This is a genomic window from uncultured Lacinutrix sp., from assembly GCF_947500605.1.
Lineage (GTDB): Bacteria > Bacteroidota > Bacteroidia > Flavobacteriales > Flavobacteriaceae > Lacinutrix.
The window spans coordinates 1-230 of record NZ_CANMSJ010000034.1; the positions used below are offsets into that span (position 1 = coordinate 1).

1 protein-coding gene is annotated in these 230 nt (G+C 43.0%); it reads left to right on the forward strand.

Going from position 1 to position 230, the window contains the following annotated elements:
- Window positions 1-230 (forward strand): T9SS type B sorting domain-containing protein (locus Q0935_RS15860; protein ID WP_299388350.1); only part of this gene is annotated, 230 nt, incomplete at both ends.

Consider the following 230-nt stretch of genomic DNA (forward strand, 5'->3'; position numbering starts at 1 on the left):
CCAAATGGAGATGGTTACCACGACACTTGGAATGTTTACGATATTGGAACACAGCCAGACGCAGTGATTTACATCTTTGACCGTTACGGTAAACTATTAAAACAATTAAGTCCATCAGGTGCAGGATGGGATGGTACTTACAACGGTAACCCGATGCCAACAAGTGACTATTGGTTTACTGTAGAATACAGAGAGCCAAGTACGGACGAAAAGAAATCGATACGTGCGCA